Here is a 23960-nt window from a genome sequence, read left to right on the forward strand (position 1 = left end):
TGATGGAGGTGTCACCCAGAAGGGGATGCTAACTTAGGTAAACCTAACCAATGGAGCAGGGAGGCCGACATGGCAGAGCGCCCGGGACGCAGGCCGCGCAAGGCCCATTCCGCCCAGGTCGTTCGCACGCAGCGGCTGACCCCGCACATGCAGCGTGTGGTGCTCGGCGGCGACGGCCTCGCGGACTTCGTGGCGGACACCTGCACCGACCATTATGTGAAGCTCCTGTTCGGCCCCGCGGGCGTGACCTACCCGGAGCCCTTCGACCTGCAGCGCATCCAGGAGGAGTTCCCGCGCGAGCAGTGGCCGGTGACCCGGACGTACACCGTGCGCGACTGGGACCCCAAGACCCATGAGTTCACCCTTGACTTCGTGGTCCACGGCGACGAGGGCCTGGCCGGCCCGTGGGCGCTGCGGGCACAGCCGGGCGACGTCGTACGGTTCATGGGCCCCGGCGGCGCCTACGCACCCGACACGGACGCCGACTGGCATCTGCTCGTCGGCGACGAGAGCGCGCTGCCCGCGATCGCCCGCTCCCTGGAGGCACTGCCCAAGGGCACCAAGGCGGTTGCCTTCGTGGAGGTTTCCGGTCCCGAGGAGGAGCAGAAGATCGACTCCGACGTGGAGATCGTCTGGCTGCACCGCGGGCACCGGCCGATCGGCGACGCCCTGGTGGAGGCCGTGCGGGCGCTGGAGTTCCCCAAGGGCCGGGTGCATGCGTTCGTGCACGGCGAGGCGAGCTTCGTGAAGGAGCTGCGCCGGCTGCTGCGGGTCGAGCGCGAGATCCCGCGCGAGGACCTGTCGATCTCCGGCTACTGGCGCCTGGGCCACAACGAGGACGGCTGGCAGGCCTCCAAGCGGGAGTGGAACGCGCGCATCGAGGCGGAGCAGGAGGGCGGCTCGGCAGCCGCCGCGTGAGACGACGGGAGCGGCGGCACCTTCCGGGTGTCGCCGCTTCCGCGTTTTCGCCCACCGCGTGGCGTCAGGAGCCAGGCACGCAAGGACGTGAGCACTTGGGTCCGCACCGGACACGCCGGTGTGACGCCCGCGAAACAGGCGGTCCCTAATTTCTGTCGCCCGACAGGAATACCGTGCCGAAGGCAGGTGCCGCCGTGACGACCACCGACGACCGCTCCCTGGAGGAGTTCGGCTACCGCCAGGAACTGCATCGCAGCCTGGGCCGGTACGCCTCGTTCGCCGCCGGGTTCTCCTTCATCTCCGTACTGACGACCGTCTTCCAGTTCTTCGCCTTCGGGTACGCCTTCGGCGGACCGGTCTTCTTCTGGGCCTGGCCTGCCGTGCTGATCGGCCAGTTGACGGTCGCGGCCTGCTTCGCGGAGCTGGCAGCGCGCTATCCGATCTCGGGCGCGATCTACCAGTGGTCCTCGCGTCTGTCGAACGCCTCCTTCGGCTGGTTCGCCGGCTGGATCATGGTGATCGGGCAGATCGTGGTGGTGGCCGCGGCCGCGCTGGCGCTGCAGATGGTGCTTCCCGCGCTCTGGTCCGGCTTCCAGCTGGTGGGCGACGACCCGGCGCCCACATCGCCCGACGGGGCGGCCAACGCCGCCGTCCTCGGAGTGATCCTGCTGGCCCTGACGACGCTGGTGAACCTCGTGGACAACCGCTTGATGTCCGTGATCAACCGGGTCGGCGTCACCGCCGAGATCATCGGCGCGGTCCTCATCGTCGTCCTCCTGCTCACCCACTCGAAGCGCTCCCCCGGCATCACCTTCCACACCGGGACCGCCGCCGAGAGCGGCCTGTTCGGCGCCCTGCTGGTGGGCTCGTTCACCGCGGCGTACGTGATGATCGGCTTCGACAGCGCCGGTGAGATGAGCGAGGAGACCCGCCTTCCGCGCCGCACCGCGCCCCGCACCATCCTCACCGCGCTGGGCGCGGCGGGTCTGCTCGGCGGACTCGTGGTGCTCGGCGGGCTGCTCGCCGCGCCCAGCCTCGGCGACGGGCGGCTGGCGGTCGACGGGCTCAGTTACGTCCTGACGAGCAGCCTCGGGGACGGAGTGGGCCGGGTGCTGCTCGCCGACGTGGTGGTGGCGATCGCCGTGGCGACGCTGGCGATCCAGACGGCGGCCTGCCGGATGCTGTTCTCCATGGCCCGCGACGGCCAACTGCCCTTCGCCCGCCGCCTGTCCAGGGTCGACCCGCGCACCGGCATGCCCAGCGCCCCGGCCGTGGTCGTCGGCGTCCTCGCGGCGGCGCTGCTGCTGCTCGACTTCGCCTCGCCGGACGCCTTCCTGGCCATCGGCACCACCTGCATCGTGATGCTGTACCTCGCCTACGCGATGGTCACCGGCCCCCTGCTGGTCCGCCGGCTGCGCGGTCGGTTCACTGTCGCCGGCACCGACGAGACGGGTGCCCCCTTGTTCTCCCTCGGCCGCTGGGGCGTCCCGGTCAACACGCTCGCCGTCCTCTACGGCCTGGCCATGACCGTCAACCTCGCGTGGCCGCGGGCAGCGGTGTACGACCCGACGGGCGGACACTGGTACTTCCGCTGGTTCACGGTGCTGTTCCTCGGCGCGACGGTCGTGCTGGGGGCCGCCTACCGAGTCCGCCGAGCGCGTACGGTCGTGATCGAGCCGGAGGCGGCCGAGCCGGTACCCGCGTAACGCCTACGCTTGGCACCGATGAGACGCAAGACCCGCACCCCGCCCTCCCCCCTGCCCCAGCGCGAGGGGGTGGACCCGGTGCGGGTGCGGCTGCCCATGGCCGGGTCCTGGGCCACCGTGGGCGAGCATCTCGTGGAGCGGCTGTCAGGGGCCGGGCCCGGGGTGGTCGAGGCGATGCTGGACGCGGGGCGGATCGTCGGGGCCGACGGGCTGGCGGTGGCGGCCGACGCTCCGTATGTACCGGGGATGTTCGTGTGGTTCCACCGGGAGCTCGCCGCCGAGGTGCCGGTGCCGTTCCCGCTGACGGTGGTGTACCGCGACGCGCATGTCGTCGTGGCCGACAAGCCGCACTTCCTCGCCACCACACCGCGCGGCAGCCATGTCACCGAGACCGCGCTGGCCCGGCTGCGGCGGGAGCTGGACCTTCCAGAGCTCTCCGCGGCGCACCGGCTGGACCGGCTCACGGCCGGGCTGGTGCTGTTCACGGTGCGGCCGACGGAGCGCGGCGCGTACCAGACGCTGTTCCGCGACCGGCTGGTGCGCAAGGAGTACGAGGCCGTCGCCCCGTACGACCCCGCGCTCGCCCTGCCCCGCACCGTGCGCAGCCGGATCGTGAAGGAGCGCGGGGTCATGGCCGCGCGGGAGGTCGAGGGCGAACCCAACGCCGTGACACGGGTCGAGCTGATCGAGCACCGGGAGGGCGACGGCCTGGGGCACTACCGACTGACCCCCGACACCGGGCAGACCCATCAACTGCGGGTGCACATGAACGCCCTGGGCGTGCCCATCCTCGGCGATCCCCTGTACCCGGAGGTGACCGCCCCCGTGCCGGCCGGTGACTTCCGACGTCCGCTCCAACTGCTGGCGCGAAGGCTGGAGTTCACCGATCCGGTCACGGGCGCGGAGCACCGGTTCACCAGCGGGCGTGCGCTGGAGGCCTGGTCCTCCTATGGGCGGTGGGCCGGTCAGTGACCGCGCCACCAACGCTTGACACGCTGCCAGACACCACGCTGCCACGGACGGGGCCGGGCCGGACACCGTCGATTCGGCCGGAGGCGACCGGCCCCGTGCCGGCCCGTGACCTTCGGCGCCGCTCCAACCGCCGGGCGCGAAAGCTGGAGTTCACCGATCCGGTCACGGGCGCGGAGCACCGGTTCACCAGCGGGCGTGCGCTGCAGGCCTGGTCCTCCTATGGGCGGTGGGCCGGTCAGTGACCGCGCCACCAACGCTTGACACGCTGCCAGACACCACGCGCGCGAGCCGGTGCCCCCGGTCCCGCGGGAGGCGTCGGAGCCGGAGCCGGGCTCGGGGGTGTCGGCCAGGGCTCGGCGGCGGGTGCCGGCTGTGGGCGGGCGGTGCTGACCTGCCAGTTGGGGCGCTGCGGCGGGACGGGGGCGGGGCTGGGCTTGAGCATGACGTCCTGCTGGGGCTTCGGTTCGAACCGCACGGGCAGCTCCACCAGATGCCGTGAGGAGATGGACGCGCGCCAGCGCAACTCGTCCTCCTCGCAGTCCAGTTGGATATCGGAGAGGCGCGTCAGCAGCGCGTCGACGCCGACGTCGGCGATGGCGCGGCCGATGTCCTGGCCGGGGCACTCGTGCGGGCCGCCGCCGAAGGCGAGATGGGAGCGGTTGCCCTGCATATTGGCCGACAGGTCGGGCCGTACCCGGGGATCGATGTTGCCCGGAGCCGGGGCGAACAACAGACCGTCGCCCCTGCTGATGCGCCGACCGCCCAGTTCCGTGTCCTGCTTGGCGAAGTAGCCGAGGACGGCGCTGAACGGAGGCTCGTCCCACAGTGACTGCTCGACCGCCTCCGGCACCGTCATCTGGCCGCCGTTGAGCCGGGCGCGGAAGCCGGGCTCGGTCAGGACCATGCGCAGCGCGTTGGCGAGGAGGTTGGTGGTGGCCTCGTAGGCGGCGATGAGCACGACTCTGAGGTGCTGGCCGATCTCTTCGTCGGACAGCCGCGTCGGGTGGTTGATGAGGTGGCTGGTGAAGTCCTCCTCGGGCTGGGCGCGGCGGCGCGCGGTGAGCCGCATCAGACAGCCCATGATGTACTCGTTGCTGGCGATCGCGGTCTCGGTGCCCTTGAGCATGTCGCGGGCGGCCTGCACGATCCGGTCGTTGTACTCCTCCGGCATGCCGAGGATCTCGCACATCACCGCCATCGGCAGGTGCTCGGCGAACTGGGAGACCAGGTCGGCCCGGCCCTTCTCGCAGAACTCATTGACCAGGCGCTGGGTGTAGCGGCCGATGTGGCGGCGGATGGAACGGTGGTCGATGGTCGACATGGCGCCGGTGACCGCCGCGCGCAGCCGCTGGTGCTCGTCGCCCTCGGCGTGGGAGCAGATGGGCTGCCAGGCGATGTGCGGCATGAGCGGATGGTCGGGCTTGACCATGCCTTGCAGGAGCGGGCTCCAGATGCGGCTGTCCCGGGTGTACTGCGAGGGGGTACGGACCAGGTGCAGGTTCTCGGTGTGCCCGAGGACCACCCAGATCGGCACATCGTCGTGGAGCAGCACCGGCGCCACGGGCCCGTACTGGTCGCGCAGTTTCTCGTACAGATCGCCCAGGTCGTCCGCCTCCGGGCCGTACAGCCGATGCAGTCCCCCGGGTCCGAGGCCGTGTGCCGGGCAGCCGGGCGGCGGGCCGGACATGGGGTCGTCCGTACCGGTCGGGGAGTGGGATTCAGGCGTCACAGTGGTCGCTCCGAAGCTGAGGTGGATCCGGGGAGAGAGGGGATGGGGTTCAGCTGAGCACGCCGGCCATGGCGAGCGAGTGCAGAAAATGCATCAGGGTCATCAGGACGTCGCGGCTGGAGGCCCGGCGGCGCGCGTCGCACTCCACGATGGGGATGTCGGGAGCGAGGTCGAGTGCCGTGCGCAGTTCCTCGACGGGGTAACGGGGCGCGTCCGGGAAGGAGTTGACGGCCACGATGAAGGGCACGCCGCGCTCCTCCAGACGCCCTATGACGTCGAAGCTGACCTCGAGGCGGCGGGTGTCGGCCAGGACGACCGCGCCGAGAGCCCCTTCGAACAGCCCGTTCCACAGAAACCAGAAGCGCTCCTGGCCGGGGGTACCGAAGAGATAGAGCACCAGTCTCTCGGTGATGCTGATGCGGCCGAAGTCCATGGCCACGGTGGTGGCCGTCTTCGTGTCGGAGCCGTAGTTGTCGTCCACGCCGACACCGGCCTGGGTCATGGTCTCCTCGGTGGTCAGCGGCCTGATCTCGCTGACCGAGCCGACCATGGTGGTCTTGCCGACCCCGAAGCCGCCCACGATGACGATCTTCACCGCGGCCTGGGCCGTGTGCGGCAGATGGTCCTCCGTGCGTGGACCGGGGACGGTGTCAGAGCTTTTGAAGTCCATGCATCACCGCTTCGAGGATGGAACGGTCGGGGAGCGCCTGACGGACGATCGGGGCGCGCTCCTGCACCAGTTCGGCCGTGATCAGCTCGGTGATCAGCACCGTCATCGCGCTGAACGGCAGGTTGAGATAGGCCGAGAGTTCGGCCACGGACAGGGGGGAGGTACAGAGCCGGAGCAGCGCGGCCTGCTCCGGTGCGGCGGACGGCGGTGGATCGGCGCGCGCCACGATCAGCGTCACGAGGTCGAGTTCGGCGCGGCCGCCGTCGGTGCCGCCGGCGATGACATACAGCCGTTCGGGGTTCTTCTTCTCCCCCTCCTGGTCCCCGGTGGCGGGAAGCACCAGGGGTGGCGGCGGGGGTGGTTCCTGCCTGGGGTGTCGCCGCTTGCGTTGCGGAGGAGTCATACGGTCTGCCCGTTCCGCCGGGGCGGACTGGTGAGATGGGCGCCGATACGGACGACGAGGTCGCGCATCCGGCCGCTCATCCGGCCGGGCTCGCAGACCACGTCGGCGAGGACGGCGAGATAGGCGTTGGCGCCGGCCGACATGAGGTAGAAGTAGCCGGCGTCGATCTCGATGACGACCAACTTCATGTCGCCGCTGCTGCCGGGGAGTTCCTGGGCGACGGCACCCGCGAGGCTCTGCACGCCCGCGCAGGCCGCGGCGAGGCGGTCGGCGGCGTCGGGGTCACCGCCGTGGCGGGCGATGCGCAGTCCGTCGGACGACAGCACCACGATCATCTCGATGCCCGGCACGCCGTCGGCGAGATCCTTGAGCATCCAATCGAAGTTCGCTCGCTGCTGGATCACTTGAGGTCCCCCTCGTCGTCGGCCTCGCTGGGGGCCGGCTTCTCGATCAGGTGCATGTATGCGGTGGGATTGCGCGTGAAGTCGGTCGGGTGCACGCCCGGGTTGCCCTCCTTGAGGCCCTCCCAGAACGCCTCGACCCACATGCCGGGCTCGCGGTTGCGCAGCTTTTCGCGCTCGGGGTCGACCTCGGGCTCGGGTTCGGGTTCGGGCTTGGGCTGCGACCAGATGGTCGGCTTTCCCTCGCGTTCGGCCTTTTCGATGGCGGCCTGTTCGGCGAACCGCTGGGCCAGCGGGATCTTCACCTTGCTCCGACGCTGTGGCAGGCCGCCCTCCGTCCACTCCGTGACGACGGGGACGTCGTCCTCCATGGAGATCCCGGCGGGGATGCGCGGACTGGTGGGGCGGCGCTTCTTGGGCGGGCGCTTGGGGCCTTCCAGGGCGCCCAGTTCGGCCTTGGGCACGGCGGTGGCGCCGATGCCGTGCGCGAGTCCGGGAGCGGGTTCGGTGGTCATCATGTTGCTGGGCACGATGAGGACGGCACGGACCCCGCCGTACGCCGAGGAGCGCAGCGAGACCTGCATGTTGTACGCCGAGCAGAGCCGGCCCACGACGGCGAGGCCGAGGCGGGGGCTCTCGCCGAGGTCGTCGAGGTCGACCCCGGCCATGGCGCGCTCCAGCATGTTCTCGACCCGGGCGCGGGACTCCTCGCTGAGGCTGACGCCGCCGTCCTCGATCTCGATGGCCACACCGGTCTGCACCTCGGTGGCGGTGACATGCACCTTGGTCTGCGGCGGCGAGTAGCGGGTGGCGTTGTCGAGCAGCTCGGCGGCGGCGTGGATGACCGGCTCGACGCAGGTGCCCTTGATGTTGACCTTGGCGATGGAGGCCAGGTCGATGCGCCGGTACTCCAGGATCCGGGACATGGCGCCGCGCAGCACGCTGTACAGGGCCACGGGGTTGGGCCACTGGCGGCCGGGGCGGCCGCCGCCGAGGACGGAGATGGAGTCGGCGAGGCGGCCGATCAGCGCGGTGCCGTGGTCCAGGCGCAGCAGGTCGTCGAAGACCTCGGGATTGCGACCGTGGTCCTCCTCCATCTCCCGGAGTTCATTGGCCTGTTGGTGGACGATGGCCTGGACGCGCTGGGCGATGTTGACGAAGGAGCGCTGCGCGGCGTCGCGCATGGAGATCTCGTCGTCCACGCCCTTGAGCACGGTGCGCAGCAGGCGGCGCCGCGAGTCGGGGACCTGCCGCAGTTCGGGGTCGGCGTCGAGGACCGCGAGAATCGCCTCTCGGGGGGATTCCCCGGCGCGCACCCGGTAGAGCGCGGTCGGCACGATGTCCTTGCTGAACCGGACCCACTCCTCGTCGTGGGCGGCGATGCGCCGCTCCAGATACGCGGTGTGACGGGCGTGCTCGGCCCGCAGGCGCTTCAGGTTCCGTCCGCGTCGTACCGCTTCTGCCGCCGTCGCGGTCACCAGCACCGTGGCGACGGCTCCGCACACGCCGACGGCGGCCCGGGCCGGCCCCGCCACGAGGGCGACGGCGGCCCCGGTCGCCGCGGCCATCACTATGGCCGGCAGCAACAGCACACGCGCAAGGGGAAGTTCACGGCCACCGGGAGGCGATTGCACACTCACCATGTATGCCCTCTGAGACGAATCGGCTGGGTGTCGGGGGAGCTCACAGGGGGAAGAGTCCTGGGGTACTCGGGATCTTCGTCACCCTTGGGAACAAGCGCACGAATTCACCTCAACTCGGTGCGCCGCGGGCGAGCCTAGTCCGACCGGATCATCGCCGTGTCATATTCAGCAAGCACCTGAAATCGCCTGTGCGACAGGAGTACGCTCGGCTCTTTTATACGCTCGGATTGCACTCGCACACGGCGCGTGACGGCACACGGGCGTACGACGACAACTCATCGTGACGAGTGAGCGGCCCGCGAAGAGGGGGTTCAGACGCCGACGATGCGCAGGGCCGCGTCGGCGGTGGCACGGGCGAACTCGGAGACGGGCCGCTCCGGATCCGATCGGTGCACGAGGATGACGCCCTCGATCAACCCGAAGACCAGATCCGTGCGCAGGTCCAGCTCGCTCTTGGCCAGCGCTCCCCCGGCGCGGGTCGCGGCGAGCAACTGCCGGTAGGCGTCCTTCAGTTCGGCGCGCACGGCGTGGAAGCCGGCGAAGCGCTCGGTGCGCACCTCGGGCAGGAGGTACAGCCCGCCGAGGTTGTGCGGCCCGCCGCACAACAGCTGCACGTCCGTCCGGCACAGCTCCCACAGCCGGTCCTCGGCGGGACTGCCGTCATCCGCGAGCAGCTGACGGGCGCGGGTCAGCGAGGGGGTGACGGTGGACTCCAGCAGTTCGGCGAGCAGTTCCTCCTTGCCGGAGACGTAGTGGTACATCGACGCCTGCCGCATACCCGCGCGCTCCGCGACGGCCCGGGTCGTCGTGGCGGCATATCCCTGGCTGGTGAACAACTCGGCAGCCGCGAGGAGCAGTTCGGCACGCGGCTCCATCCCCCGGTCCGGCCGCTGCGCAACCCGCGGCCGCCCGACCCGACGACCACCGCTCGTTCCCATGCGTTCGATCCTCGCACACGGCGGCGCCGGGGGATCTCCGACGGGGCGGGGCCGTGCACCACGCCCTCGGGTGAGGCCTCGGTAACCGCGCGGCAACGCGTCGGCAACGCCCGTGACCCGGCCCACTCCTAATTTCTGTCGCACGACAGAAATGACAACGGAGCCGGAGGTCCCGCCTTGGCGACAGCGACCACTTACGGAGCCCGGGCCCATGCCCGTGCCCAGGAGGGCACCCGTACCGAGGCCATGCCCGTGGTACCGGCGCGGGAGTGGCCCACGCCGCCCTGCGCGGCCGGCCACCTGGTGTGGGCGGAGACGGTGGCGGGCGGCAACTACACACACCGCGTCCTGGCCCGCGGCACCGAACTGCGCCTGACCGACCTGCGCGGCGACGCCTGCGCCCATCTGCTGCTGTACGTCGCCGACCGCCCCTGGGAGCGGCTGAACGTGGCCGACACCGTGAAGGTCCAGTGGAACGCCTACCTGGGAGAGGGGCGGCTCCTGCTCTCCGACCAGGGACGGGTGCTCGCGTCGGTCGTCGCGGACACCTCCGGACGGCACGACGCGCTCTGCGGCACCTCCACCCTCGTACGCAACACCGAACGCTACGGCGACGGCAGCCCGCACTCGCCCTCCCCCGCCGGCCGCGAGCTGTTCAAGCTGGCCGCCGCCAAGAACGGACTGGAGCCGCGCGATGTGCCACCGTCACTCTCGTTCTTCCAGGGCGTCGAGGTGCGCGACGACGGCGCCCTGGACTTCACCGGCTCGGCCGGCCCCGGCGGCAGCGTCACGCTCCGCGCCGAGCAGGACCTGACCGTACTGATCGCGAACGTCCCGCACCCGGCCGATCCCCGCCCCGGCTACGTCAGCACCCCGCTGGAGGTCCTGGCCTGGCGCGGGTCACCCACCGCGCCGGGCGACCCGCTGTGGGAGGCCTCCCCCGAGAGCCGGCGTGCCTTCCTGAACACCGCCGAACTCCTTGCCGCGAGGGGGCTCGCATGACCAGGACCGTCGTTCCCGCACGCGCCGCCTGGTCGTCCGTCGTCCGCGCCGGCGACACACTGACCATCACCGACCTGCACGGCAACCAGGCCGTCGACTTCCTCGTGTACGACGCCCACGACACCTCCGTCCGCTACAGCGCACCCGACACGATGCACGCCCAGGGCAACATCTTCCTGACCACCGGCAGCGTGCTGCTCTCCAACGAGCACACCCCGCTGATGACCGTCGTCGACGACGAGGTCGGCCGCCACGACACCGTCGGCGGCGCCTGCTCCAAGGAGTCGAACACCCTCCGCTACGGCCACCACACCTGGTCGCAGCACGCATGCGTGGACAACTTCCTCGCCGAGGGCGCCCGGTACGGCCTCGGCAAGCGCGACCTCGTCTCCAACGTCAACTGGTACATGAACGTGCCCGTCGAGAAGGACGGCACGCTGGGCATCGTCGACGGCATCTCCGCCCCGGGCCTCGCCCTCACCCTGCGCGCCGAGCGCGATGTGCTCGTCCTCGTCTCCAACTGCCCGCAGATCAACAACCCCTGCAACGGCTTCGAGCCGACGGCGGTGCGGATGACCATCACCGAGGCGGGCGGCGCATGACCTTCGACACCCTCCTCGTCGCCAACCGGGGCGAGATCGCCGTCCGCATCATCCGCACCGCCCGCGAACTGGGCCTGCGCACCGTCGCCGTCCACTCCGACCCCGACCGCTCGGCGCCCCACGTACGGCTCGCCGACGAAGCGGTGCGCCTCGGCCCGGCACCCGCGAAGGAGTCGTACCTCGACCCGGATCTGATCCTGATGGCGGCCAAGGACACCGGCGCGGGCGCGATCCACCCCGGCTACGGCTTCCTGTCCGAGGACGCGGCCTTCGCACGGCGCTGCGAGGACGCGGGCATCGTGTTCGTGGGGCCGACGCCGGAGCAGCTGGAACTGTTCGGCGCCAAGCACACGGCACGAGCGGCGGCCGAGGCGGCCGGGGTGCCACTGGCGCCGGGAACCGGACTGCTGGGCTCGCTCACGGAGGCCCTCGACGCGGCCGCGCGCATCGGCTACCCCGTGATGCTCAAGGCCACCGGCGGTGGCGGCGGCATCGGTATGTCGGCATGTCGCTCCGCCGATGAACTGACCGGGGCCTGGGAGCAGGTGCAGCGCGTCGCCGCGGCCTCCTTCTCCTCCGCGGGCGTCTTCCTGGAACGGCTCGTGGAGCACGCCCGCCATGTCGAGGTGCAGGTCTTCGGCGACGGCGCCGGCCGGGTCGTCACCTTCGGCGACCGGGACTGCTCGCTGCAGCGCCGCAACCAGAAGGTGCTGGAGGAGGCCCCCGCGCCGGGCCTGCCCACGCATGTCCGCGCCCGACTCTGCGCATCGGCGCGGGAGTTGTGCGCGTCGGTCGGCTACCGGTCCGCGGGCACGGTGGAGTTCGTGTACGACGCGGCCCGCGCGGAGGCCTACTTCCTGGAGGTCAACACCCGTCTCCAGGTGGAGCATCCGGTCACCGAGGAGATCTACGGCGTCGACCTGGTCGCCTGGATGCTGCGCCTCGCGCGCGGCGAGAAGGACGTCGTCCGCGACCCCGGCCCGCCGCGGGGCCACGCCGTCGAGGCCCGTCTGTACGCCGAGGACCCCTCCCGTGGACACCGGCCCAGCGCGGGCCTGTTGACACGGGTCGAGTTTCCGGGCGGAGTGCGCGTCGACGGCTGGGTGGAAACGGGCACCGAGGTGACGACGTCGTACGACCCGATGCTCGCCAAGGTGATCGCCCGTGGCCCCGACCGCGAGCACGCGCTGCGCCGCCTCGACGAGGCCCTGGCCCGCACCCGCGTCGACGGCATCGAGACCAACCTGGGCCTGGTGCGGGCGGCACTCGCCGAGCCGGAGTTCCGGGCCGCCGCGCACTCCACGGCGACCCTGGCCGCCGTCACCGACCCGACCCCGCGCATCGAGGTGGCCTCGGGCGGCACGCTCACCACGGTCCAGGACTGGCCGGGCCGCACCGGCCACTGGCAGGTCGGCGTACCCCCGTGCGGCCCGATGGACGGCCTGTCCTTCCGGCTCGGTAATCGTGCCCTGGGCAATCCGGAGGGCGCCCCCGGTCTCGAGTGCACGCTCCAGGGCCCGTCGCTGAGGTTCACGCACCCCACGACCGTGTGCGTCACCGGCGCTCCGGCCCCGGTTACCGTCGACGGCGCTCCCGTCGCCCAGTGGGAGCCGGTGACCGTGCCGGCCGGCGCGGTGCTGGAGATCGGCGCACCCGAGGCACACGGCCTGCGGACCTACGTGCTCTTCGCGGGCGGCGGCCTGGACGTGCCGGCCTTCCTGGGCAGCGCGAGCACCTTCACGCTCGGCCGGTTCGGCGGACACGGCGGCCGGGCCCTGCGCACCGGCGACGTCCTGCACGGCGGGACCGTCACCGCGGGGACACCGGTACCGCCCGCGGACCGACCGGACTTCACCGCCGTATGGCACATCGGGGCCGTCGAAGGCCCGCATGCCGCACCCGAGTTCTTCACCGAGGACGACATCCGCGACTTCTACGCGGCCGACTGGAAGGTCCACTTCAACTCGGCGCGCACCGGCGTCCGTCTGATCGGTCCCAAGCCGCGCTGGGCCCGCACCGACGGCGGCGAGGCGGGCCTGCACCCGTCCAACATCCACGACACCCCGTACTCGGTCGGCGCCGTGGACTACACCGGCGACATGCCGGTGCTGCTCGGCCCGGACGGCCCCTCACTGGGCGGCTTCGTGTGCCCGGCGACGGTCCTGAGCACGGAGCGCTGGAAACTGGGACAGCTGCGGCCGGGCGACACGGTGCGGTTCGTACCGGTGGACGTGACGGGGACACCCAGGCCGGAGATCGTCGACGGGGGCGTACTGGCGCGGGACGGGGACGTGACGTACCGCCGCAGCGGCGATGACAACCTGCTGGTCGAGTTCGGCCCGATGCAGCTCGACCTGGGGCTGCGGATGCGGGTGCACGCGCTGATGGAGGCGGTGACGGCGGCCGGCCCGGACGGGGTCACGGACCTCACTCCGGGCATCCGCTCGCTCCAGATCCGGACGGACCCGCACATCCTGCCCCAGCACCGGCTCCTCGCGGCCGTACGGCGGATCACGGCGGCGCTCCCGCCCACGGACGAGCTCGTCGTCCCCTCCAGAACGGTGCACCTCCCGCTGTCCTGGGACGATCCGGCGACCCGTGAGGCGATCGCCCGCTACATGGCGGGCGTCCGCGACGACGCTCCGTGGTGCCCCTGGAACATCGAATTCATCCGTCGGATCAACGGCCTGGAGTCGGCCGAGGACGTGTACCGGACGGTCTTCGACGCGGAGTACCTGGTCCTGGGCCTGGGCGACGTGTATCTGGGCGCCCCCGTCGCCACCCCCCTGGACCCACGCCACCGCCTGGTGACCACCAAGTACAACCCGGCACGCACCTGGACCGCCGAGAACTCCGTCGGCATCGGCGGCGCGTATCTGTGCGTCTACGGCATGGAGGGACCCGGTGGCTACCAGTTCGTGGGCCGCACCAGCCAGGTGTGGTCGGCGTGGCAGCAGCGCGGCGCCTTCGAAGCGGGCTCACCCTGGCTGCTCCGGTTCTTCGACCGCATCAAGTGGTATCCGGTGGAGGCGGACGAACTGCTGGAACTGCGGGCCGACATCACGTCGGGCCGGTTCGTGCCGCGTATCGAGGAGGGGACCTTCTCGCTCGCCGCGTACCGGTCCTTCCTCGCCGAACACGCCGATTCCATCGCAGAGTTCAGGTCCAAACAGCGGGCCGCGTTCGCGGCGGAGCGGGACGCCTGGGAGGCGGCGGGCGAGTTCGCGCGGGCGGAGGCGGCGGCCGCACCGGTTACGGCTCCGGCCGAGGTGACGGTGCCGGAGGGCGGCCGGCTGGTGGAGGCGGAGTTCGCCGCGTCGGTGTGGCAGGTGACCGTGTCCCCGGGCGACACGGTGACCGCGGGCCGGCCGCTCCTGGCCCTGGAGGCGATGAAGATGGAGTCCTGGGTGCATGCGCCGGCCGACGGCGTGGTCGCCGAGATCCTGGCCGGTCCGGGCGACCAGGTCGAGGCGGGCACCGCCCTGGTCGTCCTGGGACCGGCCCCGGTCCACCCCGCAGCGGGCGGGCGCACACTGAAAGTCGAGGAGCACGCATGACCACCACCGTGTCCCGGGTGCGCGCCGCGTACGCCCGGATCGAGGCCACGGACCGCCCCGAGATCTGGATCGACCTGCGTCCGCGCGAGGAGGTCGAGGCTCAGGCGCGGGAGCTCGACGCGCGCGTGGCCGCCGGTGAGCGCCTCCCGCTCGCCGGGCGCCTGTTCGCCGCCAAGGGCAACATCGACGTGCGCGGGCTGCCCACGACGGCGGGCTGCCCGTCGTACGCCTACGAGCCCGCGGCCGACGCGCCGGTCGTCGCCCGGCTGCGCGCCGCCGGTGCGATCGTCCTCGGCACGACCAATCTCGACCAGTTCGCGACGGGCCTGGTCGGTACCCGCTCCCCCTACGGTGCGGTCCACAGCGCCCTCGACCCGACGAGGGTCGGCGGCGGCTCCAGCTCCGGCTCGGCGGTCGCGGTCGCCCTCGGCATCGTCGACTTCGCGCTGGGCACCGACACCGCCGGGTCGGGCCGGGTCCCGGCCGCGTTCAACGGCATCGTGGGCCTCAAGCCGACCCGGGGCCTGGTCCCGGCAGCGGGTGTGGTCCCGGCCTGCGCGTCCCTGGACTGCGTGACGGTGTTCGCGCGCACGCTGCCGGAGGCCGAGCAGGCGCTGGCCGTCATGGCGTCCCCGCCCGGCCGCGAGCTTCCGGCACTTCCCCCGCGAGCGCCCGGCCCCTGGCGCGTCGTGGTCGTCCCACGCGAGCGGCTCGGCGAGCTGGAGGAGGGCTGGGCGGAGGCCTACGAGGCGGCGGTGGCGCGACTGGCCGACGCGGGCGCCTCGGTGCGCGAGATCGACCCGGCCCCCTTCACCGAGGCGGCCGCGATGCTCTACGAGGGCGCGTTCGTTGCCGAGCGCTACACCGCCGTGGGGGCCTTTGTCGACAAGTTGATCGCCGAGGGGGATGAGGGCCTCGACCCCACCGTCGCCGGGATCATCACCCGCGCCCGGGACATCCCGGCCCACCGCCTCTTCGCCGACCAGGCCCGGCTGGCCACCCTGCGCGCCCGCGCCCTGGCGGAACTGGGCGACGCGGACGCCCTGTTGCTCCCCACCACCCCCGGGCACCCCACCCTCGCCGAGGTGGCCGCCGACCCCCTGGGCGCCAACGCCCGGCTGGGCCGCTTCACCAACTCCACGAACCTCTTCGACCTGGCCGCCGTCGCCGTCCCGGCGGGCGAGGTCGAGGGCCTGCCCTTCGGCGTGATGCTGATCGGCCCCGCGTTCACGGACGAGCGGCTGGCCGCGATCGCCCGGTCGCTGGAGCCGGAGGTGAGCCTCGCCGTGGTGGGCGCCCATCTGACGGGGCAGCCCCTCAACCCTCAGCTGCTGTCCCTGGGCGCCCGCCTGGACCGCACGACCACGACGGCCCCGGTCTACCGCCTGCACGCTCTGCGCACCGACCCGCCCAAGCCGGGCCTGGTCCACGTCGGCGAGGGCGGGGCTGCGATCGAGACGGAGGTGTGGCGGCTACCCGCGGAGGGCCTGGGCCGCCTGTTGGCCATGCTCCCCCGCCCGATGACGCTGGGGCGGGTGGAACTGGCGGACGGCAGCCATGTCCCCGGCTTCCTGTGCGAACCGAGCGCCTTGGGGGACGCCGAGGACATCACGCGATACGGCAGCTGGCGTGACTTCGTGAAACGCGGACCAGGGCAACACCGCTAGGGGCGCGGGGCCGAATCAATGATGTGCCGCTCCGCCGCGTGGTCGCGACAAGCCACAACGCACCCGCACCCGCACCCGCACCCGCACCCGCCGACGAACAATCACCCCACCGACGAGTAGGCGACAACACCCCGCAGCAACTGATCAACCGCCTTGCGCGCGACCTTGGCCACGGTCGAGCCCTCCACAGGAGACGCCGCCGAGATCTGGCCCAGCACATCGATCACCTGCTTGCACCACCGCACGAAGTCGCCCGCCGGCATCTCCGCCTCCCGCAGCACCTCGTCGAGCCCCTTCCCCGAGGCCCACATGTACGCGGCCCAGGCGAAGCCGAGGTCGGGCTCGCGCTGGCCGACGCCCTCGGTCTGGGTGATCCGGAACTCCTCCTCCAGCGCGTCGAGCCGGCCCCAGATCCGGACCATCTCGCCGAGCGCGGCCTTCGCCTTGCCCGAGGGCAGCTTCGGCGCCATGGCGTCGTCGCCGACCCGCGCCTCGTACACCAACGCGGAGACGCACGCGGCGAGTTCGGCGGGCCCCAGGCCCTCCCAGACGCCCTCGCGCAGGCATTCGCTCGCCAGCAGGTCCAGCTCGCCGTACAGCCGGGCGAGCCGCTTGCCGTGCTCGGTGACCTCGTCGCTGCGCAGATAGTCGAGCTCGGTCAGCAGCGCCACGATCCGGTCGAAGGTGCGCGCGATCGTGTTCGTACGGCCCTCGATGCGCCGCTCCAGCTGCGAGGTGTCGCGCAGCAGCCGGTGGTAGCGCTCGGCCCAACGGGCGTGGTCCTCACGGTCGTTGCAGCCATGACAGGGGTGGGCGCGCAGCGCGGTGCGCAGCCGGGCGATCTCCCGGTCGTCGGCGGCCTGGGAGCGCTTCTTGCGGGCCCGCTCCGGCGGGATGTGCCCGGCCTTGGTGCGCAGCGCGGAGGCGAGGTCCCGGCGGGACTGCGGGGAGCGCGGGTTGAAGGACTTCGGGATCCGCATCCGCTCCAGCGCCTCGACGGGCACCGGGAAGTCCATCGGCGCCAGCCGCTTGACCTGCCGCTCGGCGGTCAGGACCAGCGGGCGCGGGCCGTCGTGGTGCTCGAAGCCACGGTGGCCGTTGGAACGCCCCGCGGGCAGGCCGGGGTCCAGCACCAGCGCCAGCCCCGCGTACTTGCCCGTCGGTACGTGGATGACGTCGCCCGGCTTCAGCTTCTCCAGGGCGACGGCCGCCTCGGCGCGCCGCTGGGCCACGCCCTGCCGGGCCAGTTCGGTCTCGCGGTCCTTGAGCTCGCGGCGCAGTCGCGCGTACTCCTCGAAGTCGCCGAGGTGGCAGGTCATGGAGGCCTTGTAGCCCTCCAGGCCCTCCTCGTTGCGCTGCACCTGCCGGGAGATCCCGACGACCGACTTGTCGGCCTGGAACTGTGCGAAGGAGGTCTCCAGCAGTTCGCGCGAGCGGTGCCGGCCGAACTGCTCGACGAGGTTGACCGCCATGTTGTACGACGGCTTGAAGCTGGAGCGCAGCGGGTAGGTGCGCGTACCCGCCAGACCCGCCAGGTGCTCGGGGCTCATGCCGCGCTGCCAGAGCACCACCGCGTGGCCCTCGACGTCGATGCCGCGGCGGCCCGCGCGGCCGGTCAGCTGGGTGTACTCACCGGGGGTGATGTCGGCGTGCTGCTCGCCGTTCCACTTGACGAGCTTCTCCAGCACCACCGAACGGGCCGGCATGTTGATGCCGAGGGCGAGGGTCTCGGTCGCGAACACGGCCTTGACCAGTCCGCGCACGAACAGCTCCTCGACGACCTCCTTGAAGGTCGGGAGCATGCCCGCGTGGTGGGCGGCGATACCGCGTTCCAGGCCCTCCAGCCACTCGTAGTAGCCGAGGACGTGCAGGTCCTCGGAGGGGATGGAGGCGGTGCGCTCCTCGACGAGGGCGCGGACCTGTTCCCGTGCCTCCTCGTCGTTGAGCCTGAGGCCCGCGTACAGGCACTGCTGGACGGCGGCCTCGCAGGCCGCGCGGCTGAAGATGAAGGTGATCGCGGGCAGCAGGCCCTCGGCGTCGAGCCGCTCGATGACCTCGGGCCGGCCCGGCGTCCAGACGCGCGAGCGCTGTCTGCGCTCGCGCTCGCGGTCGGCCTCGCGCATTGCGCGGCCGCGTCTGCGGTCCTGGTAGGCGGGCCGGCTGGCCTCCATGCGGGCCAGCCGGGCGAGGTCGGGGTTGACGGCCTTCTTGTGGCCCTCGCCCTCCTCGAACAGGTCGTACATCCGGCGTCCGGCCAGCACGTGCTGGAACAGCGGCACCGGCCGGTGCTCGGAGACGATCACCTCGGTGTCGCCACGGACCGTGTCGAGCCAGTCGCCGAACTCCTCGGCGTTGGACACGGTCGCCGACAGGGACACCAGGGTCACCGACTCGGGCAGGTGGATGATCACCTCTTCCCACACCGCGCCCCGGAAGCGGTCGGAGAGGTAGTGCACCTCGTCCATGACCACGTACCCGAGGCCGAGGAGGGTCTGGGAACCGGCGTAGAGCATGTTCCGCAGCACCTCGGTGGTCATCACGACCACCGGGGCGTCGGGGTTGACGCTGTTGTCACCGGTGAGGAGGCCGACCATGCCCGTGCCGTAGCGGCGGCACAGGTCGGCGTACTTCTGGTTCGACAGCGCCTTGATCGGTGTCGTGTAGAAGCACTTCTTGCCCTGCATCAGCGCGAGGTGGACGGCGAACTCGCCCACGATCGTCTTGCCGGAGCCGGTGGGGGCGGCCACCAGCACGCCCTTCCCCGCTTCGAGCGCCTGGCAGGCCTCGATCTGGAAGGGGTCGAGGCCGAAGTCGTACATCTCGCGGAAGGACGCGAGCGCGGTGGCCTGCTCGGCAGCCCGCCTGCGGGCCGCCGCATACCGCTCGGCCGGTGAGAGGTCCTCTGTCATCGTGCTTTCGAGCGTACCGGGCCGCACTGACAACAGGACGATCATTATCCGGAACGAGGGACGAACGACAACAGGAGGTGCCTTTGTCCTCAGGGACGAAGGCACCTCCTGACGGTGTGGCGGCCTCGGGTCAGGTCACGTCGTCGTAGCCGTTGACCCGGTCCGGACCGGGCTGCTCGGGCAGTGTCCGGCCGGCGGAGACGGCCTCGACCTCGCCGACGTCCTCGGGGGTGAGATCCAGGTCGGAGGCCTCGTCGTCGCCGGGGCCCTCGGCCTCGCGGCGGCGCTTGCGCTTGTCGTTCATCAGCGAGAAGGCGACCGCGCCGAAGTACAGCACGCAGATCGGTCCGGCGAGCGCCAGCATGGACAGCGGGTCGGTGCTCGGCGTGGCCACGGCGGCGAAGATCGTGATGCCCAGGATCATCCCGCGCCACCAGCCGAGCATCCGCCTGCCGGTGATGATGCCGGTGAGATTGAGCATCACCAGGAGCAGCGGCAGCTCGAAGGAGAGACCGAAGACGATCACCATGCGGGTGACCAGCTGCAGCAGGTCGTCGAGCGGCAGCAGGTTGTCCACCCCGTGCGGGGTGAAGGTGATGAGCACCTTCGCGGTGGTCGGCAGGACCTTGTACGCGAAGAACGCACCGCCGAAGAAGAGCGGGACGCCGGTACCGACGAACGCGTAGGCGTACTTCTTCTCGTGCTTGTGCAGACCGGGCGCGACGAAGGCCCACAGCTGGTACAGCCAGATCGGCGAGGCGAACACCACACCGGCCATCAGAGAGACCTGCAGGGCCAGCGTGAAGGGCGCGAGCAGACCGTTGATCGTGATCTGTGCGCACGGGTGAGAGCTGGCCTTGGACTTGGCCAGCTGCTCGAAGGTCTCCCCGCACCCGACCGAGTCGAGGACCGGTCTGGTGAGGAAGTTGATGATGTCGTTGTAGAAGAAGGCGGCGACCACCGTGATGACGACGATGGCCAGCATCGCTTTCGCGAGCCGGTTGCGGAGCTCACGAAGGTGATCCGCGAGAGGCATCCGCCCCTCGGGATCCTTCTCCTGTTTGCGGGCAGACTTGGGCAACCCACGTCCTCATCTCGTGCGGCGGGCCGGGGGCTACCGGCCCTGCGTCAGCGCTGGGTGGTGTCCGTCGGCTCGTTGACCGGCCGCGAGCTGGTCACGTCGCCGGGAGCCGCCTGGATGGTGCGCTGCGCCGCGGGCTGCTCGTTGGTGGTGGGCGCCTGGTCGGAGGCGTTGCCCTCTTCCTTCATCGCCTTGGCCTCGCTCTTGAGGATGCGCGCGGACTTGCCGAGCGAGCGGGCCATGTCCGGAAGCTTCTTCGCGCCGAACAGCAGGATGATGACGACGAGGATGAGAATGATCTCGGGAGCTCCGAGCCTTCCGAACATAAGTCTTTACCTTCTCACCGAGGCGGCTGGGTGGGTGCTGTCCGATCCGTCGGACATGCGTCCGAGTGATCGTGCTGACAGCGATCGTAACGCTCAGGGGTAAACGTCAGGCAATCCCCGTGCGTACTCCCGGTCAGCGGTACGGGCCTCGTTCTCCGCGCCGCGACCTGCAGCGTACCTGCCGGGGTGGGCAGCATGACAGGGCGAAGTGACGCAAAACGCTTGCGGCTCAGTACGCACAGGCTTGCGGCGCAGTACTCACAGTGCGTCCACGGGGGCCGTCACAGTGAGTCGACCGTGCGGGCCGCGCTCACGGCCGCCCGCTCCAGGTCCTCGGCCGCCCGGTTGATACGGCGCGCCGAGTCCGCGACCTGCGCTCCCAGGCGCCGCGCCTCCAGGAAGACCCGGACGGCGAGCACGCCGAGGACGGAGAGACCCACGAAACCCACAGCTATCGCGAACATCGGCCAGAGCATGAGGGCGAGCCTAACCCCCGTCACACCGTCGAGTGCAGCCGCAGCGTCTTGACCCCGCCCCCGGTCAGCAGTTCGACGATGCGTTCTCCCGCGGGCTTGCGGACCGAGACACCGCAGTCCGGGCAGGTGAAGGAGTAGAAGGTCGTACGGCTGGTGGCGCCGATGGCGAGGCGCAGGGCGCCCGCGGAGAGTTCGAACCTGCCCCGGCAGTCCGGGCAGCCCGCCCTGAACACCACGGGGACCACTCTCTTCATCCCCGCGAAAGCGGCCGCGACCGTCATTTCCCTGGCACCGGACACCGGAGACTCGCTCAACGCTCTCGCTCCTCTTTCTCTGGTCGTTCGCCTCTGGGACGCCACAGTCGGCGTCGGCCGCGGCGGCGGTCCCGGCCGCCGCGTCGCAGCCGGTCAGCCGGCTCCCTGCGCCGCCTCCAGCCCGTCGTACGCGGCCAGCGCCTCGCGGGCCGCCTGCCGGGCGCTGTCGGCGAGCTCGGGCGGCGAGACGATCCGGCCGTCACGGCCCAGGCGCAGCGCCAGTCGTCTGAGCGACGCCGGGTCGGGGGTGCGCAGAGTAATACGCAGCCCGCCGTCGGGGAGCTCATCGGCGTTGTCGTGGGGGTAGTACTCGGCGACCCAGCGGCCGCCCGGGGCGACCTCGACGACGACCTCCGGGTCCTCGGCGGCCGGCTGGACCAGGGCCTCCGACAGATCGCGCAGCTCGATCTCCGGCGGCGCGGACGGCTCGTCCAGGATCCTGATCTCGGCGACCCGGTCGAGCCGGAAGGTACGGCGCGCCTCGGAGCGGCGGCACCAGGCCTCCACATAGGTGTGCCCGACGCTGACCAGGCGGATGGGGTCGATCTCGCGCTCGGTGACCTCGTCACGGGCGGGCGAGTAGTAGCGGATCCACAGCCGACGGCGCTCGGAGATCGCCCGGTCGACGTCGGCGAAGACACCGCCCTCGGACTCGAAGGTCACCGACAGGCGCGCGCTGGCGCCCGCCGCCTCACCGGCCGACGCCTCGACCTTGGCCGTCGCCCGCAGCAGGGCCTGCCGGTCGCCCTCGCGCAGACCCGGCAGGGTCGCCACCGCCCGGGCGGCCACCAGCAGCGCGGTCGCCTCGTCGGCGGCCAGTCTGAGCGGCTCGGCGGCCTCCGCCCCGAGGGCGGCGGGGTTGTGCCACCAGATGCGCTCGCCGTCGGTGTCGATGTCGAGCAGGTCGCCGCCGCGGAAGCTGGTGCCGCACATGGGCAGCACGTCGAGGTCGGAGACCAGCTCGTCCTCGGTGATGCCGAAGGCACGCGCGACGTCCGCGACCCGGGCGCCGGGGCGCTCCCGCAGATAGGTCACCAGGGAGAGCATCCGCCGGGTCTGGTCGATGGCGTTCACGGCCCTGACCGGTTTGCCTGCCACTGTCTTGCTCCGCTCCCCCTCAGCCCTTGGCCACGGCACGCAGCCGGTCCACCACGTCCGCGCGCAGCTCGGCCGGCTCCAGCACCACCACGTCCGGCCCGAACTCCACCAGCCAGGCGTCCAGCCCGTGCCCGTACGGAATCTCCAACTCGTCCCACCCGTCACCGAGTTCCCGCACCGCGGTGGCTTTCGCCCGAAGGGGGTACCCCGAACCCGAGCGCAGCCGGATCAGCGCGGAGCGGTCGGCCGTCTCGCCGGCCCAGCTCGCGACGGTCTCGCGCACCGTGACGACGTCCGGCACCGGCGCCGTGAAGCCGGTGCCCCGGGAGCGGACCCTGCCGGGGATCCGGGACAGCCTGAAGACCCGCTCGGCACCCCGGTCGCGGTCCCAGCCCGCCAGATACCAGTGGCCGCGCCAGCACTCCAGGGCCCACGGCTCCACATGCCGGGTCTCCGGGTGGGCGGCGTTGGCCTTGCGGTAGTCGAAGACCACCGGGCGGCGGTCGCGGCAGGCCAGCATCAACGGCTCGAAGGCGGCCTCGTGCACCGGGATGCGCGGCTCCAGGGCGCCATGCGCCTCGTACGGGTCGACGTCCTCGGGCAGCCCGGCCGCGCGCAGCTTCTGCAGGGCGCCGCTGGCCGCACCCGCGAGCCGGGCCTGCTGCCACACCTTGGCGGCCAACCCCAGCGCGGCGGCCTCCTCGGCGTCCAGGGTGATGGGCGGGAGGCGGTTGCTGTCCCGGCGGGCCAGATAGCCGACCTCGCCGTCCAGGTTCTCGACGGTCTCGATGACCAGGCCCAGCTCGCGCAGGTCGTCCTTGTCCCGCTCGAACATGCGGTTGAAGGAGTCGTCGCTGCCCGCCGCGCCCTTCTCCGGCCTGGAGGCCTCGACATACGCCTCGATGGAATCGCGCAGCTCACGCTTGCTGAGCGGCCGCCGTGTCCCCAGCAGACACAGCGCCAGGTTCATCAGCCGCTCGGCCTTGGCAATGGCCATCGACGCCCTTCGCCTCCCTATGGTGCTTATGATCGAAGACCGTACCGCTCCGCGGTGGCGCGGCAAAAGCCGAGGGCCCATGCCGAGTCAGGCATGGGCCCCAGATGATCGACTCCGATCGGACGACGATCAGACCCCGAGCAGGTCCACGACGAAGATCAGCGTCTCACCGGGCTTGATCGCCGGCGTCGGGCTCTGGTTGCCGTAGGCGAGGTGGGCCGGGATGGTCAGCTGGCGACGGCCGCCGACCTTCATGCCCTGCACGCCCTGGTCCCAGCCCTTGATGACACGACCCCCGCCCAGCGGGAAGCGGAACGGGGTACCCCGGTTCCAGCTGGCGTCGAACTCCTCGCCGGTGCTGAAGGCGACACCCACGTAGTGGACGGTGACGGTCTGACCCGCCTGCGCCACCTCGCCGTCGCCCTCCCAGATGTCCTTGATCTCAAGGTCCGCCGGGGGCTCGCCGCCCGGGAAGTCGATCTCGGGCTTGTCGATGCTCACGTCTCTAGCTCCTGCTTGTGTACGACACGGAACGCGAACAGTCTTTCATC

General features: G+C 71.4%; 22 protein-coding genes. 8 read left to right on the forward strand and 14 right to left on the reverse strand.

The window, feature by feature from the left end; genetic code table 11:
* Window positions 1–69: 69 nt before the first annotated feature.
* The 4 genes from ACZ4EG_RS22080 (at window position 70) to ACZ4EG_RS22095 (ending at window position 3838) form a co-directional block, all read left to right on the forward strand.
* On the forward strand, window positions 70–918 hold the full coding sequence (locus tag ACZ4EG_RS22080; RefSeq protein ID WP_467791775.1) for a siderophore-interacting protein: 849 nt from the start codon (window positions 70–72) through the stop codon (window positions 916–918).
* A 194-nt stretch (window positions 919–1112) separates the two neighbouring features.
* A complete protein-coding gene (locus ACZ4EG_RS22085; protein ID WP_467791776.1) occupies window positions 1113–2624 on the forward strand; it encodes an amino acid permease in 1512 nt (503 codons plus the stop codon).
* A gap of 18 nt (window positions 2625–2642) precedes the next feature.
* Window positions 2643–3596 carry an RluA family pseudouridine synthase gene (locus ACZ4EG_RS22090; RefSeq protein WP_467791777.1) on the forward strand — a complete coding sequence of 318 codons (954 nt, stop codon included), beginning with the start codon at window positions 2643–2645 and terminating at the stop codon, window positions 3594–3596.
* A gap of 95 nt (window positions 3597–3691) precedes the next feature.
* A complete protein-coding gene (locus ACZ4EG_RS22095; RefSeq protein ID WP_467791778.1) occupies window positions 3692–3838 on the forward strand; it encodes a hypothetical protein in 147 nt (48 codons plus the stop codon).
* Here ACZ4EG_RS22095 and ACZ4EG_RS22100 read toward each other — a convergent pair.
* The 6 genes from ACZ4EG_RS22100 to ACZ4EG_RS22125 all read right to left on the reverse strand — a co-directional run bounded on the left by ACZ4EG_RS22100 (window position 3832) and on the right by ACZ4EG_RS22125 (window position 9380).
* The gene (locus ACZ4EG_RS22100) at window positions 3832–5325 is read right to left on the reverse strand and encodes a cytochrome P450 (RefSeq protein WP_467791779.1); all 1494 of its coding nucleotides are present in this window, start codon (window positions 5323–5325) and stop codon (window positions 3832–3834) included. The genes ACZ4EG_RS22095 and ACZ4EG_RS22100 overlap by 7 nt on opposite strands.
* 49 nt (window positions 5326–5374) lie before the next feature.
* Window positions 5375–5995: a GTP-binding protein gene (locus ACZ4EG_RS22105; RefSeq protein WP_390710957.1), complete on the reverse strand. Its 621-nt coding sequence runs from the start codon at window positions 5993–5995 to the stop codon at window positions 5375–5377.
* Window positions 5976–6398 carry a DUF742 domain-containing protein gene (locus ACZ4EG_RS22110; protein ID WP_453549721.1) on the reverse strand — a complete coding sequence of 141 codons (423 nt, stop codon included), beginning with the start codon at window positions 6396–6398 and terminating at the stop codon, window positions 5976–5978. The genes ACZ4EG_RS22105 and ACZ4EG_RS22110 overlap by 20 nt, the downstream gene beginning before the upstream one ends.
* The gene (locus ACZ4EG_RS22115; protein WP_390710959.1) at window positions 6395–6802 is read right to left on the reverse strand and encodes a roadblock/LC7 domain-containing protein; all 408 of its coding nucleotides are present in this window, start codon (window positions 6800–6802) and stop codon (window positions 6395–6397) included. Before ACZ4EG_RS22115 ends, ACZ4EG_RS22110 begins: the two co-directional genes overlap by 4 nt.
* Window positions 6799–8442: a sensor histidine kinase gene (locus ACZ4EG_RS22120; RefSeq protein WP_467791780.1), complete on the reverse strand. Its 1644-nt coding sequence runs from the start codon at window positions 8440–8442 to the stop codon at window positions 6799–6801. The genes ACZ4EG_RS22115 and ACZ4EG_RS22120 overlap by 4 nt, the downstream gene beginning before the upstream one ends.
* Window positions 8443–8753: 311 nt before the next feature.
* Window positions 8754–9380 carry a TetR/AcrR family transcriptional regulator gene (locus ACZ4EG_RS22125; RefSeq protein WP_467791781.1) on the reverse strand — a complete coding sequence of 209 codons (627 nt, stop codon included), beginning with the start codon at window positions 9378–9380 and terminating at the stop codon, window positions 8754–8756.
* A gap of 177 nt (window positions 9381–9557) precedes the next feature.
* On the opposite strand from ACZ4EG_RS22125, the gene ACZ4EG_RS22130 reads away from it, so the two are divergent.
* From ACZ4EG_RS22130 to atzF, 4 genes are read left to right on the forward strand one after another with little or no spacing between them, the layout of a single operon-like run.
* Window positions 9558–10382, forward strand: a complete 825-nt coding sequence (locus ACZ4EG_RS22130; protein WP_467791782.1) for an urea amidolyase associated protein UAAP1 — start codon at window positions 9558–9560, stop codon at window positions 10380–10382.
* Window positions 10379–10984, forward strand: a complete 606-nt coding sequence (locus ACZ4EG_RS22135) for an urea amidolyase associated protein UAAP2 (protein ID WP_467791783.1) — start codon at window positions 10379–10381, stop codon at window positions 10982–10984. The genes ACZ4EG_RS22130 and ACZ4EG_RS22135 overlap by 4 nt, the downstream gene beginning before the upstream one ends.
* The gene (locus tag ACZ4EG_RS22140) at window positions 10981–14541 is read left to right on the forward strand and encodes a 5-oxoprolinase/urea amidolyase family protein (protein ID WP_467791784.1); all 3561 of its coding nucleotides are present in this window, start codon (window positions 10981–10983) and stop codon (window positions 14539–14541) included. The genes ACZ4EG_RS22135 and ACZ4EG_RS22140 overlap by 4 nt, the downstream gene beginning before the upstream one ends.
* Window positions 14538–16208 (forward strand): allophanate hydrolase, encoded by a 1671-nt coding sequence (gene atzF / locus ACZ4EG_RS22145; protein WP_467791785.1) that lies wholly within the window; start codon window positions 14538–14540, stop codon window positions 16206–16208. Before ACZ4EG_RS22140 ends, atzF begins: the two co-directional genes overlap by 4 nt.
* Window positions 16209–16309: 101 nt before the next feature.
* Here atzF and ACZ4EG_RS22150 read toward each other — a convergent pair whose 3' ends face one another.
* The 8 genes from ACZ4EG_RS22150 to ACZ4EG_RS22185 form a co-directional block, all read right to left on the reverse strand.
* Window positions 16310–19162 (reverse strand): DEAD/DEAH box helicase, encoded by a 2853-nt coding sequence (locus ACZ4EG_RS22150; protein ID WP_467791786.1) that lies wholly within the window; start codon window positions 19160–19162, stop codon window positions 16310–16312.
* An 85-nt stretch (window positions 19163–19247) separates the two neighbouring features.
* Window positions 19248–20198, reverse strand: a complete 951-nt coding sequence (tatC, locus tag ACZ4EG_RS22155; protein ID WP_453549739.1) for a twin-arginine translocase subunit TatC — start codon at window positions 20196–20198, stop codon at window positions 19248–19250.
* A 47-nt stretch (window positions 20199–20245) separates the two neighbouring features.
* Window positions 20246–20524 carry a Sec-independent protein translocase subunit TatA gene (gene tatA / locus ACZ4EG_RS22160; protein WP_453549742.1) on the reverse strand — a complete coding sequence of 93 codons (279 nt, stop codon included), beginning with the start codon at window positions 20522–20524 and terminating at the stop codon, window positions 20246–20248.
* Window positions 20525–20805: 281 nt separating this feature from the next.
* Window positions 20806–21000: a hypothetical protein gene (locus tag ACZ4EG_RS22165; protein ID WP_467791787.1), complete on the reverse strand. Its 195-nt coding sequence runs from the start codon at window positions 20998–21000 to the stop codon at window positions 20806–20808.
* A 20-nt stretch (window positions 21001–21020) separates the two neighbouring features.
* Window positions 21021–21314, reverse strand: coding sequence for a hypothetical protein (locus ACZ4EG_RS22170; protein ID WP_390710970.1), 294 nt, complete (start codon window positions 21312–21314; stop codon window positions 21021–21023).
* 93 nt (window positions 21315–21407) lie between these two features.
* Window positions 21408–22412 carry a helix-turn-helix transcriptional regulator gene (locus ACZ4EG_RS22175; protein ID WP_467791788.1) on the reverse strand — a complete coding sequence of 335 codons (1005 nt, stop codon included), beginning with the start codon at window positions 22410–22412 and terminating at the stop codon, window positions 21408–21410.
* A 19-nt stretch (window positions 22413–22431) separates the two neighbouring features.
* A complete protein-coding gene (locus tag ACZ4EG_RS22180) occupies window positions 22432–23409 on the reverse strand; it encodes a helix-turn-helix transcriptional regulator (RefSeq protein ID WP_453549749.1) in 978 nt (325 codons plus the stop codon).
* Window positions 23410–23538: 129 nt separating this feature from the next.
* Window positions 23539–23910, reverse strand: a complete 372-nt coding sequence (locus tag ACZ4EG_RS22185) for an FKBP-type peptidyl-prolyl cis-trans isomerase (RefSeq protein ID WP_030835713.1) — start codon at window positions 23908–23910, stop codon at window positions 23539–23541.
* Window positions 23911–23960: the final 50 nt, after the last annotated feature.

Source organism: Streptomyces sp. NPDC025638 (assembly GCF_055558775.1).